A 12461-nucleotide genomic window follows, 5' to 3' on the forward strand; every position below is an offset into this window, starting at 1 on the left:
CAGTACTTGCTGCCGCTTCCGAAACGTCGGACGGATGTGATGCTGCTGTCATGTTCAATTCCATATGTGTGCCAACTTCCTTAATTAGACTGATGAAGTTGTCTCACAACAGTTTGACACAGGGGGGTCGTCCTTCCCAGGTGGTGAGGTAAGGACAGATTCCAGTTCGGTGAGGCGTTTCGGTTTGATGCTGGGCTCCTGTAGCTTGCCCAATTATGTGCTTTTCCGGGGCCAAGCGCAAAAAACCACCTCTGTACCCCGTGTTTGACCAGCGAACATCGGAGGAGCGTTCGAGGAGCGGCAACTGGCGGGGGTGTGCTTCCTCCTCTCCCGCAGATCTGCTCCGGTTGCATTGCATCAATGGCGCAGAAGGAACTCGATTTCCAACCGTCTACAAGGCATCCAATCAAGCACATTCATAGTAGTGCTCTTGTGGCGGTGCCATCTTTCCCCTTGCGTAAGGCCGGCGCTGCCCCATCTGGGATCGGTTACCCTCTTTTCCGGACCTGCCATGCCTGCGCGCGCCGTCTTCATCGTCCTGGCACTTCTGTCAATGTTGCATCTCTATATAGGCATGCGCTTGGTGCCGGCCATCGATCCCGGCCCGCTGGGCGTGGCCATGGCCGTCGCGCTGCTGGCCGCATCGACCTTGCTGATGCCGGCCGGGTTGCTGTCGGTGCGCTTCAAGCGCTGGCGCTGGTCCGACCAGCTGGCGTGGGCCGGCATGCTGACCATGGGTTTTTTCTCCTCCCTGCTGGTACTGACAGTGCTGCGCGACGTGGCGCTGCTGGCGCTCACCGTGTTTGGCGCCGCCAGTCCGGCGGTGGTGCGCGGCACGGCCATTGCGGTGCCGCTGGTGGCGCTGGCCGTCACCCTGGTCGGCCTGGTCAACGCCCGCCGGGTGGCGCGGGTAGTCGAGGTGGAGGTGCCGATCGCCGGCCTGCCGGCCGCGCTGCACGGCTATTCGATCGTCCAGATCTCCGACCTGCACGTGGGGCCGACCATCAAGCGCGGCTACCTGAACGCCATCGTCACCAGGGTCAATGCGCTCAAGCCCGACGCCATTGCTATTACCGGCGACACGGTCGACGGCAGCGTGCGGCGCCTGCGCGCGCATACCGAGCCGCTGGGGCGCCTGGCGGCCCGCGACGGCGCGTTTTTCGTCACCGGCAACCACGAATACTATTCCGGCGCCGATGAATGGATCGCCGAGATGCGCCGCCTCGGCCTGACGGTGCTGATGAACCAGCACGTGGTGTGCGAGCGCGGCGACGCGGCCCTGATGATCGCCGGCGTGACCGATTTCACCGCGCACCACTTCAACGAATCGCATCGCAGCAATCCGCGCGCGGCGGCGGCCGGCGCGCCCGATCACGTGACCGTGCGCATCCTGCTCGCGCACCAGCCGCGCAGCGCCCCGGCGGCGGCCGACGCCGGCTTTCACCTGCAACTGTCGGGCCACACGCACGGCGGCCAGTTCTTCCCGTGGAACCTGTTCGTGCCCTTGCAGCAGCCGTTTACCGCAGGCCTGAACCGCATGCGCGATCTGTGGGTGTACACCAGTCGCGGCACCGGCTACTGGGGGCCGCCCAAGCGCTTCGGGGCTCCTTCCGAAATCACGCGGGTGCGCCTGGTGGCCGCTTGATCGCCCGTCGAACCTTGAGCGTGACGTCCTCCGGCACGGATGGCGCAAATGCGCTATCGTTGGAACCCCTCCGCCCTCTTCAAGGATTGAACGCATGTCACGCACGTACCATCAGCCTGTGTTGTCCCTTCTCGCCGCCAGCATGATCAGTGGCGGCGCGCTGGCCGCCGCTCCCGGTAACGACCCCGCCGCGCTGGCGGCCATCCGCGACAGCGCGCTCAAAAGCGACTGGGCCTACGAGCGCCTGGCCGACATGACGGACCTGATCGGCCCGCGCCTGTCCGGATCGGCCGGCGCCGCCGCCGCCGTGACCCAGGTGGCGGACGCCATGCGCAAGCTGGGCGCCACCGTCACGCTGCAACCGGTCAAGGTGCCGCACTGGGTGCGCGGCGAAGAAAAGGGCGAACTGGTGGACTATCGCGGGCGTCCGGCCGGCGTGACCCAGCGCGTGGTGCTCACCGCCCTGGGCGGCTCCTCGGCCACCCCGGCGGCGGGCCTGGTGGCGCCGGTGATCGTGGTGCGCAGTTTCGATGAACTCAAGGCGCGCGGCGCCGGGGTGAAGGGGCGCATCGTACTGTTCGACGTCGCCTTCGACCAGGGCATGGCCGAGCGCGGCCAGGCGTCGCAAGCCTACCGCCAGGGCGTGAAATACCGCGTGGGCGGGCCGCGCATGGCGGCCGAGATGGGCGCCGCAGCGGCGCTGGTGCGCTCGGTCGGCGGGGCCGACTTCCGCCTGCCGCACACCGGCACCAGCGGCATGCGCGACGGCGCGCGCATTCCGGCCGCCGCCGTCAGCGCCGAAGACGCGATGCTGATGGTGCGCCTGGCCGCGCGCGGTCCCTTGTCGATGCGCTTGACGCTCACCCCGCAAACGCTGCCCGACGCCGACAGTTTCAATGTGATCGCCGACTTGCCCGGTACCGACAAGGCCGACGAAATCGTGATCGTCTCGGGCCACCTCGATTCGTGGGACCTGGCCACCGGCGCCAACGACGATGGCGCCGGCGTGGCCAGCGCGATGGCGGTGATCGAGACGCTGAAAAAACTCGACTACCGGCCGCGCCGCACGATCCGCGTGATCGCCTGGGCCAACGAAGAAAACGGCGGGCGCGGTGCGCAAGCTTACTTTGAAGCGAACAAGGCGGCGCTGGGCAAGCAGATTGCCGCGATCGAGAGCGACAGCGGTGCGGGGCGCCCGTTCGGACTGCGCGCCAGCGTGCTCGCGCGCGACGTGGCGCAGTTCGCGCCGCTGCAGGCCGCACTCGAGCCGATGGGCGCCGGCGCCTTCCAGCGCAGCGATGCTCTCGGCAGCAGCGACCTGCACGAACTCGAACAGGCCGGCGTGCCGAGTTTTGCGCCGCTGATCGACACCGCCAACTACTTCCACTACCACCATTCGGCGGCCGACACGCTCGACAAGGTCGATCCGGAAAACCTGCGCCGCCATGTGGCGGTGATGGCCGCCACCACCTGGTTCCTGGCCAATACCGACAAGCCGGTGGCGCGCTGGGTGGACGCCGCAAAGGAGTAAGCGGCAAGCACTGGGAGCGCCTCAGAAGGCGTCGAGCGGAATCTTCAGGTAACGCACGCCGTTCTCCTCGGGCGCCGGCAGTTGGCCGGCGTTGAGGTTGACCTGGATCGCCGGCAGGATCAGGGTCGGCATGGCCAGGGTGGCGTCGCGCCGCGTACGCATGGCCACGAAGTCGGCTTCGCTCACGCCGTCGTGCACGTGGATGTTGCGCGCGCGCTGGGCGGCGACCGTGGTTTCCCAGGCCGGCACGCGCCCTTCGGGTGGATAGTCGTGGCACATGAACAGGCGCGTGCCCGGGGCCAGCGCCAGGATGCGGCGCACCGACCGGTACAGCATGGCCGCGCTGCCGCCCGGGAAGTCGCAGCGCGCGGTGCCCACATCCGGCATGAACAGCGTATCGCCGACAAACACGGCGTCGCCGATCCGGTACGCCATGTCGGCCGGCGTGTGCCCCGGCACGTGCAGCGCGCGCGCTTGCAGCTCGCCGATGGCGAAATCTTCGTCGGGCGCGAACAGGTGGTTGAAGCGGCTTGCTTCGCCGGCGTCGGCAAACAGCGCCGCAAAGGCGCGCTGCACGGTGCGGATGCCGGCGCCGATGGCGGTGCGCCCGCCCAGTTGCGCGGCCAGGAAGGGCGCCGCCGACAGGTGGTCGGCGTGGGCGTGGGTTTCGAGCAGCCACGCCACCGTGAGCGCCTGCGCGCGCACGAAGTCGATGACCCGCTCGGCCGACGCGGTGGACGTGCGTCCCGACTTGGGATCGAAATCGAGCACCGGATCGATGATCGCGCACGGCGTGCCCGGCCCCGCGTGGACCACATAGGTGATGGTGGCGGTGCTGTCGTCGTAGAAGGGCTGGATCTGTGCTTGCGTCATTGCCAGATTATATGCCGGCCATGCGTTTCCAGCGGACGTAAAAAAGCCCGGCTGTTCCGTTGGGAACTGGCCGGGCCTGTTGAGCTTGGGGCGACGCCGGGGCGTACTACAGGTTCAGGCGTGGCAGGTAGCCGCCTGGAATGATTCCGAAGACCGACAGGACGATCAGGATCAGGAGAATGATGAACAGCACGCGGACGATCTGCGCAACGGGCGCCGGCAGCGGCAGCATGCTGACGAGCCACCAGATCAATCCGAAGATGACCAGGTAGATGATGAGGCTGATGAGGATATTCATTTTGTTTTCCAATACGGCTGTTGTTATTGATAAGTAGTGCAACAGAACGGACGATATCGGAAAAGCATCGGTCGATCCGTTCGGTAGGGCACATAAGCCCTCAGTCGACCAGCACGCGGCGCACGGCCCGGGCACGCCCCCGGAAAGGCCTGCCATATATGGTCTGGATGCCGCTCGTGAAGTTTTGTCCCCACACCAGGTGCGCGCGCGGCTCCTGCGTTTCGCACGACCAGTACCACATGCGCTGGAAATGCTCATGCAGATTGGCATAGAGCACTGACAGCTCTCGCCGCGTCGGCAATACCCCACCGCATGCCAGCGCCCAGTCGCGGGCGATTCCCCACGGGACGTCCGCCACTTCATCCGGTAACAGCACCAGATGGTGATCGCAACAATTGTTCTTTCCGAGAATGAGGCCGGCGTAGTGCTCGCCGGCGGGAAGGGCGTGCCTGACGTTCGTATAGTCGCGCATAGATTCTCCATCGATGTGAATTGACTGTCTTTAGAGCGGCCCGGCGCGCGTGAGTTGCATCTAAGTGTTTGATTTCTATGGGGGAACTAAAAATATGGTTTTCATATTTGACAAAAATTTTTTTGTCAAATCATTGAACCTAAATCTTTGATCCCGCTCAAACCTTGTTCATTCACGTCACAATGTAAGGAACCTGTAATGATTAAATTTGTCACTTTTGCTTCGGAAATTCGTGTTAACGCGTTGCTGTGCAGCAGCATGACGGTCTTGCTGGCCGCTTGCGGCGGCGGCAGCGGCGAACCGGACTTGTCCCAGGCTAAGCAACAAACGCAGACGGCCGGCTACATGGTCAGCGCAGAAGGGGCCAGCGCCGAGGCGGCGCCGGTCGACGCGCTGATGGCCACCCGTGCCGACGGCGAACAGGCCGATGCAACCGCAGTTGCAGCCCCGGATGGCGCCGGCGAGGCTGCGAACGCCGCTCCATCCAATTACAGCGAGAAAGATTTTGCCCTCATCGGTTACGGCGCCGGCGACGCCGTGCCAGCCACGGCCAGCGCCACCGCCTACGGCGCCACCGACGCGGCCGCCCTGGCCGCCGCCACCGCGCCCCAGGGCTCGGACGTGACGGTATCGGCGCAAGCGGCACCCGTCATTCCCTCGACGACCTACAATTTTTACGTGGCGCCGAACGGAAATGACAGCCACGCCGGCAGCGCCGCCGCGCCGTTCAAGACAATTGCCCGTGCCGCGCGCGCAAGCAAGGGCAGCACCACCGTGTTCGTGGCGCCCGGCACCTACGCCGGCGGCATCAAGACCACCGTCAGCGGGTCCGCTTCGGCGCGCATCTATTTCGTCTCGACCACCAAATGGGGCGCGAAGATCGTCGCTTCCGGTTCGAGCGGCAAGACCGGTTGGGATAACCGGGGCAACTACGTCGACATCGTCGGCTTCGAAGTCAACGGCAAGGGTGGCAAGTGGACCGGCGGCATCTACAACGGCGGTTCCTACGACATGATTCGCGCCAATTATGTGCACGACATCGCCAAGGGCATCGCCTGCAACAGCGGCGGCGGTTCGGCGATCGGCGTGGACAGCTACTACAAGGGCGTCAAGTCCGACGTCGTCGGCAACCTCGTGCACGATATCGGCCCGGCCGGCTGCCGTTTCGTGCAGGGCATCTACGTCAGTACCTCGGGCAGCGTGAAGAACAACGTGGTCTACCGCGTGGCCGAAGGCGCGATCCACCTGTGGCACGACGCCAACCGCGTGATCATCACCAACAATACGGTGACGACCTCGAACACCGGCATCATTGTCGGCGGCGGCGACTTCTATCACACCAAGGGTCCGGCCGATTACATCGCCGTGTACAGCAACATCGTGTACGACAATAAGATGGGCGTGTCGGAGCAGGGCAAGACGGGCAAAAACAATACCTACCGCAACAACCTGGTATTCAAGAACACGACCTACAACTTGCGGCTCAGAAACGGCCTAACCCACACCGGCACCGTCAGTTCCGAGCCGCTGTTCGTGGCCTACAGCCGCAGCGGCACGCCGGACCTGCGCCTGTCCAGCAGTTCGCCTGCGATCGGGCGCGGCACCCCGACCGAAGCGCTCGACTACGACTTCCTCGAGCGTCCGCGCAATACGACGACCGGCTTCGACATCGGCGCCTATCAGCACTGATCGCCTGTAAAACAGCGATAACTCCCCCGATGCGACTGGCCGGTGACGGCTGGCGCATCGTCAATACGGCGCGCCTGGTTTGACGACCGGGCGCGCGCATGTGGCAGCGATCCGTTACGATGCAGGGAAAAACCCGTATTGTTGAAGGAGATCCCCCATGTTGCCCACGCTGTTGCCTACCCTGTTACGCACCCCCTTGTCCTGTTGCATCGCCGCCCTGACGGCGCTGGTGCCGCCAGCCGCACTGGCGCAGTTGCCCACCAATGATGCGCCGCCGGCCGCCAAAGGCTGGCGTGCGGAAACAGTGAGCGAAGGCTTGTCCCATCCCTGGGCCATGAGCTGGTTGCCGGACGGGCGACTGCTGGTAAGCACCAAGAATGGCAAGCTGTATATGCTCAAGGGCAAGCGCTTCGAGGAAGTGCCGATGGAAGGCTTGCCGCCGGTCTTCAGCAACGGGCAGGGCGGCCTGCTCGACATCGCCATCCATCCGGGCGACAAGGCCAATCCGCGCATCTACATGACCATGGCCACCGGCACCGACCAAGCCAACCGGACCACCCTGGTGCAGGGCGTGTTCGACGGCAAGCGCGTGAGCGGCATCAAGACCTTGTTCCGCGCCCAGCCCGACAAGAGCGGCGGCCAGCATTTCGGCTCGCGCCTGCTGTGGCAGAAAGATGGCACCTTGTTGATGAGTATCGGCGACGGCGGCAATCCACCGCAGCAGGTGGGCGGCATGCTGGCGCGCGACCAGGCCCAGAACCTGGGCAGCCACAACGGGTCGATCCTGCGCCTGACCGATGCCGGCAAGGCTGCGCCGGGCAATCCGCTGGCCACGCGCCCGGGCGCGCTGCCCGAAATCTGGAGCTACGGCCACCGCAACATCCAGGGCATGGCGCTCGACGCCAACGGCCGCGTGTGGGCCACCGAACATGGACCGCGCGGCGGCGATGAACTCAACCTGGTCGAAGCGGGCCAAAACTATGGCTGGCCGATGCAAAGCTACGGGCGCGATTACCGCACGGGCGAGCCGGTCGGCCAGGCGGTCGTGCCCGGCATGACGCAGCCCAGGATTGCCTGGGTGCCGTCGCCGGGCGCGTCCGGCTTGGTGCAGTACAGCGGCAGCCAGTTCCCGCAATGGCGCGGCAGCCTGTTCAGCGGCGGCCTGGCCACCACCGACGTGCGCCGCATCGTGCTCGACAAAGACGCCAATGTGGTGTCGCAGGAACGCCTGCTGATCGGCAAGCGCGTGCGCGATGTGCGTCAGGGACCTGACGGGCATTTGTACGTCATCACCGACGAAGACAACGGCCAGTTGCTGCGCATCGTGCCGCAATAAGCGTGCGTCGCCTTGGTCCGCCATCCGGGAAATGACAAGCCCACGCATGCGTGGGCTTGAAGTGCTGGCAAAGCCGGATTTGCCGGTGCCGCCGCAGGCGGCGTCAGCTATCCGTATCGTCGTTCAGCTGCGCCGGCTGTCCCGATGAATTGAGTGCGTCGGACGCGCCCACCGGCGTCTGGCCGAAGGATTGAATGGTGCCGCCCATGAACTCGTAACCGGTCAGCGACGGCCCCCAGCTGCTGCCGTCCCACCACTTGTGATACAGCGCGCTGTCCGACCCGGTGGCGAACACATCGAGACGATTGGCCGCCCACGACACCACCCGCGGTTGCGAGGACAGGATCCCGCCCATGCCTTCAAAGCCCAGCAGGGACGGACCCCAGTTGCTGCCATCCCACCATTTGTGATACAGCGCGCTGTCGGTGCCGACCACGAATACGTCGATCCGGTTCGGTCCCCACGACACTGCCTCGGGGTTGCCGATGCACACGCCGCCGAGGCGTTCCAGATTATTCCCGGCGGGCAGCCACTGGTTGCCATTCCACCACTTGTGATACAGCGCGCCGTCGGTGCCGGTGACAAACACATCAAGGCGGTTGTTGCCCCATGCAACCGCGCGCGGCGCCGAGGTGCACACGCCGCCCAGTTTTTCGTAGCCGGTCAGCGACGGTCCCCAACTGCTGCCATTCCACCATTTATGATATAGCGCGCGGTCGGTGCCGATGACGAACACGTCGAGGCGGTTCGGTCCCCAGGAGACGACTTCGGGCTGCTCCATGATGATGCCGCCCATGTTTTCGTAGCCGGTCAGCGACGGGCCCCAGGTCGAACCGCTGCGCCACTTGTGATACAGCGCGCGGTCGGTGCCGATGACGAACACGTCGAGCCGGTTGGGGCCCCACGAGATGGCGCGCGGGTCGCCGATGCACACGCCGCCCAGGTTGGTGTAGCCGGTCAGCGACGGCACCCACGCGCTGCCGTTGAAATTCTTGTGATACAGGGCGCTGTCGGTGCCTGTGACAAACAGGTCGAGGCGGTTGGGCTGGGTCGAGATGGCCTGCGGCACGCTGGTGCCGACCCCGCCCATGAATTCGTAACCGGTCACGGACGGATTCCAGCTCGAGCCGTTCCACCACTTGTGATACATGCCGCGATTGGTGCCGAGCGTGAACACGTCAAGCCGGTTCGGACCCCATGCCACGACCGGGCCCGAGCTGGGCTTGCGCGGGCCGGCTTGCGCCGCGAGTGCCTGGACGTCGGGGGTGTCGTCCTGCGCGCCCGCAGATGCGGGCTGGCTCATCATGTTCGCGCCCGGCATGCCGCGCGCGCCTTGCGGGGCGGCGCCGTTGCCGCTGCCGCTGCTGCCGCCATGCATCGCGCCGCTGCTCATGCCGTCCATGTTTTCCGTATTTTCCGATTGCATTGATTTCATGCTGTCTTCCTTCCGGTTCGTTGATCGACTTCCTGCCCGGCTCCGTGGGTACGGCGTGCCTGCGCAGGCCTGGTAAAATTATCGCGGTATTTCCACTGGGAACTTTTGACGGCGATGCAAAGGTGGCGCTGCCGTATCCGGATACGGACATAAAAATACCAATCCCATCCGCCGTTGCGATAGCCTGCTTTCAAAAAATGCCACGGCGCCAATGCGCGGCGCCGCAGGCCCAGCATGCTGGCCAGGCCAAGGCAGACCAGTGCCAGCGAGGCAGGCTCGGGCGCCCCTGCGGGCGGCACCGTGATCTCCGCCTGGCTCAGGGAAAAACTCAAGTCGTTGAATTCGTAAGGCCCGCCGCGCAAGTCCTCGAAGCTGACCAGCGTGACATCCGGCATCCAGTTCGCCTGGGCGCGCGCATGGGAACGGCGGTCGGTATTGCGGCTGGCCTTGCCCGAGAAGAAATCGCGCCCCGTATTGTTAACATGCAGCCGAAACACCAGTTCGCTGCCGGTCGCAAACCGGCCCAGGTCGAGCGTCTTGCCCACCGGCGTGCTGCGATTGTTAAACATGAACACGTCGTTGTTGTCGACCCCGTCATCGGTGAACAGGTATAAATCGTTCGCATAGTCGGCCGAGCTGCCCAGGTAGGTCGCCACCACGGCGCCCGGGCCTGTCGCCAGCACGGCCAGGCCTTCGGTGCCGCTGCTGGCGATGGGAATGGCGCGCGCCGCGCCGGGCATGGCCAGCCCGGCGATGGCCGCAGTGCAGGCAAGCAATGAACGAAGTAATGAATGACGTAACTTCATGCCCATGAGCTCCTCTTGGAACGGTGGTCCACGCCGTCGATCGGATGGCCCATCATAGGCAGGCGGACGGGTGACGAACAGCTATGCGATTTGCGTATAGCTTTTTCGTGAATATTCATATTTCGGGGGTGGCTCGCAGGCTTAGACTCCTTGTCATCCTTGACTAATGGCTAAGCAATGAAAATCATCAAACTGACGACGTACCGGGTTCCGCCGCGCTGGATGCTGCTCAAGATCGAGACAGACGAAGGCATCGTCGGCTGGGGCGAACCCGTGATCGAAGGGCGCGCGCGCACGGTCGAAGCGGCCGTTCACGAGATGACGCCATTGTTGATCGGCCAGGATCCGGGCCGCATCAACGACCTGTGGCAAGCCATGTACCGCGGCGGCTTTTACCGCGGCGGCGCGATCTTGATGAGCGCCATCGCCGGCATCGACCAGGCCCTGTGGGACATCAAGGGCAAGGCGCTCGGCGTGCCGGTCTACGACCTGCTGGGCGGCCGGGTGCGCGACAAGATGAAGATGTACAGCTGGGTCGGCGGCGACCGTCCGCTTGATGTCATCGCCGGCATCCGCAAGCTGCGCGAAGTGGGCATCGACACCTTCAAGATGAACGGCACCGAAGAACTGCGCATGTTGGACAGCGCGCGCGCGGTCGACCAGGCGGTCGGGCGCATCGCCGAGATCCGCGAAGCGTTCGGCAACGACATCGAATTCGGGATCGACTTCCACGGCCGCGTGGCCGCGCCCATGGCCAAGGTGCTGCTGCGCGCGTTGGAGCCGTACCGCCCCCTGTTCGTCGAAGAGCCGGTGCTGGCCGAGCAGGCCGAGTATTACCCGCGCCTGGCCGAAGCGACCTCGATCCCGCTGGCGGCCGGCGAGCGCATGTACTCGCGCTTCGAATTCAAGCGCGTGCTCGAACAGGGTGGCCTGGCGATCCTGCAACCCGACCTGTCGCACGCCGGCGGCATCACCGAGTGCGTCAAGATCGCGGCCATGGCCGAAGCCTACGACGTCGCCGTGGCGCCGCATTGCCCGCTCGGCCCGGTGGCGCTGGCGGCCTGCCTGCACCTCGATTTTGTATCGCACAACGCCGTGCTGCAGGAGCAGAGCATGGGCATCCACTACAACCAGGGCGCCGAACTGCTCGACTACGTCATCAACAAGGAAGACTTCCGCATGGACGGCGGTTACATCGCTGCCCTGACAAAGCCGGGCCTGGGCGTGGAGGTTGACGAAGAACGCGTGATCGAAGCGAGCAAGAACGCGCCCGACTGGCGCAATCCCTTGTGGCGCCACGAGGACGGCAGCGTCGCCGAGTGGTAGCCGTGCTCGCGCCATCGTTGTGGTGCTCGCTGACAGCGTTGGCGCAGCCATCTCGCCTGTCGCACCATCCCGGGCGCGCCCTGCGCTGGGATGCGCACAGCCGCCGCTGGTGGTGGGCCGGCGCCAGTGTCCACGCACTGCACGCGTACGCCGGCGAGGACGCCGCGCCGCTGGCATGCCGCCTGCCCGATGCGGCCGGCCTGCTGGCGCACTGCCAGTCCGGGCGGGTGCTGCTGGGACTGAGCAAACGCCTCGGGCTGGCGCAGCCGAACACGGAAACCGGCGCGCGCCAGTTACGCGTGCAGCCGCTGGTGGCGGTGGACGCGGCCGAACCGCGCACCGCGATCAGCGACGGCTGCACCGACCGCCGGGGTTTTCTGGTCTTCGGCACCCGTAACGTGGCCGAAGACGGGCGCCCGATCGGCAGTTTTTACCAGTATTCGCGCCAGCATGGCTTGCGCCGCCTGGCCTTGCCGGTGGTGGCCGAGGCGAGCGCCATTTGCTTTAGCGCCGACGGCAGGCGCATGTTCTTCGCCGACGCCCGCGCCAGCCGGATCATGGCCTGCGACTACGACGCCGAAGCGGGCGGCGTGGGCGCGCCATCGGTGTTCGCGCAGCTCGAGGCCGGACGCAGCCCGCGCGGCGCGGCGCTCGACCTTGATGGCTGCCTGTGGAGCGCCCAGGCCGGCCAGCTGCTGCGCTACGCACCCGATGGCAAGGTAGTACAGCGCATTGCGCACGATTGCACCAGCGTCGCCTTTGGCGGCGCCGGCCTGACGCAGCTCGCCGCCGTTGGCGCGGGCGGCTTGTTTACCGTCCCTGTTCCCGGCGTCGCGGGTCAGGCAGACAGTCCATTCGACGATCATCGACCGCAATAAGTAAGTTCATAGCCACTAATAACTAACCAATAACTAACCAATAACGTAACTGTTTAGCCTGAGCGAGCACGTGCCAGAGTTGTTCGTTTCTTGAAATCGGTCCATGATGCTGATCATGACAAAACTGCGCCCCCTTCCAGATCTTTCCAAGCTTTCCGCCACGGAAAAGGAT

The 12461-nt window shown here is 65.2% G+C and carries 11 protein-coding genes; 6 read left to right on the top strand and 5 right to left on the bottom strand.

Going from position 1 to position 12461, the window contains the following annotated elements:
• Positions 1-511: 511 nt before the first annotated feature.
• Both F2P46_RS34475 and F2P46_RS34480 read left to right on the top strand, forming a co-directional pair.
• On the top strand, positions 512-1645 hold the full coding sequence (locus F2P46_RS34475) for a metallophosphoesterase (RefSeq protein WP_166898857.1): 1134 nt from the start codon (positions 512-514) through the stop codon (positions 1643-1645).
• Positions 1646-1739: 94 nt separating this feature from the next.
• Positions 1740-3176, top strand: coding sequence for a M20/M25/M40 family metallo-hydrolase (locus F2P46_RS34480; protein WP_166898859.1), 1437 nt, complete (start codon positions 1740-1742; stop codon positions 3174-3176).
• Positions 3177-3197: 21 nt separating this feature from the next.
• On the opposite strand, the gene F2P46_RS34485 is transcribed toward F2P46_RS34480, so the two are convergent.
• The 3 genes from F2P46_RS34485 to F2P46_RS34495 all read right to left on the bottom strand — a co-directional run bounded on the left by F2P46_RS34485 (position 3198) and on the right by F2P46_RS34495 (position 4819).
• Positions 3198-4049 carry an MBL fold metallo-hydrolase gene (locus F2P46_RS34485; RefSeq protein WP_166898861.1) on the bottom strand — a complete coding sequence of 284 codons (852 nt, stop codon included), beginning with the start codon at positions 4047-4049 and terminating at the stop codon, positions 3198-3200.
• 106 nt (positions 4050-4155) lie between these two features.
• Positions 4156-4347 carry a Thivi_2564 family membrane protein gene (locus tag F2P46_RS34490; RefSeq protein WP_126073335.1) on the bottom strand — a complete coding sequence of 64 codons (192 nt, stop codon included), beginning with the start codon at positions 4345-4347 and terminating at the stop codon, positions 4156-4158.
• A 100-nt stretch (positions 4348-4447) separates the two neighbouring features.
• Positions 4448-4819: a DUF1566 domain-containing protein gene (locus F2P46_RS34495; RefSeq protein WP_166898863.1), complete on the bottom strand. Its 372-nt coding sequence runs from the start codon at positions 4817-4819 to the stop codon at positions 4448-4450.
• Between the two features lie 198 nt (positions 4820-5017).
• Between F2P46_RS34495 and F2P46_RS34500 the strand changes: the two genes are divergently transcribed.
• Positions 5018-6508: a DUF1565 domain-containing protein gene (locus tag F2P46_RS34500; RefSeq protein WP_166898865.1), complete on the top strand. Its 1491-nt coding sequence runs from the start codon at positions 5018-5020 to the stop codon at positions 6506-6508.
• 157 nt (positions 6509-6665) lie between these two features.
• Positions 6666-7844, top strand: a complete 1179-nt coding sequence (locus tag F2P46_RS34505) for a PQQ-dependent sugar dehydrogenase (protein WP_208296899.1) — start codon at positions 6666-6668, stop codon at positions 7842-7844.
• 103 nt (positions 7845-7947) lie between these two features.
• Here the strand turns inward: F2P46_RS34505 and F2P46_RS34510 are convergent, their stop codons facing one another.
• Both F2P46_RS34510 and F2P46_RS34515 read right to left on the bottom strand, forming a co-directional pair.
• The gene (locus F2P46_RS34510; RefSeq protein ID WP_166898866.1) at positions 7948-9279 is read right to left on the bottom strand and encodes a hypothetical protein; all 1332 of its coding nucleotides are present in this window, start codon (positions 9277-9279) and stop codon (positions 7948-7950) included.
• Positions 9276-10085, bottom strand: coding sequence for a PEP-CTERM sorting domain-containing protein (locus F2P46_RS34515; protein ID WP_166898868.1), 810 nt, complete (start codon positions 10083-10085; stop codon positions 9276-9278). Before F2P46_RS34515 ends, F2P46_RS34510 begins: the two co-directional genes overlap by 4 nt.
• Positions 10086-10262: 177 nt before the next feature.
• Here F2P46_RS34515 and dgoD point away from each other — a divergent pair, with 177 nt between their 5' ends.
• Positions 10263-11411 carry a galactonate dehydratase gene (dgoD, locus tag F2P46_RS34520; RefSeq protein ID WP_166898870.1) on the top strand — a complete coding sequence of 383 codons (1149 nt, stop codon included), beginning with the start codon at positions 10263-10265 and terminating at the stop codon, positions 11409-11411.
• A 2-nt stretch (positions 11412-11413) separates the two neighbouring features.
• Entirely contained in the window at positions 11414-12289 is an 876-nt protein-coding gene (locus F2P46_RS34525) for an SMP-30/gluconolactonase/LRE family protein (protein WP_166898872.1), read from the top strand.
• The last annotated feature ends 172 nt before the right edge of the window (positions 12290-12461 follow it).

Origin of the sequence: Massilia sp. CCM 8734, assembly GCF_011682155.1 — a bacterium.
GTDB lineage: Bacteria > Pseudomonadota > Gammaproteobacteria > Burkholderiales > Burkholderiaceae_D > Telluria_A > Telluria_A rubra.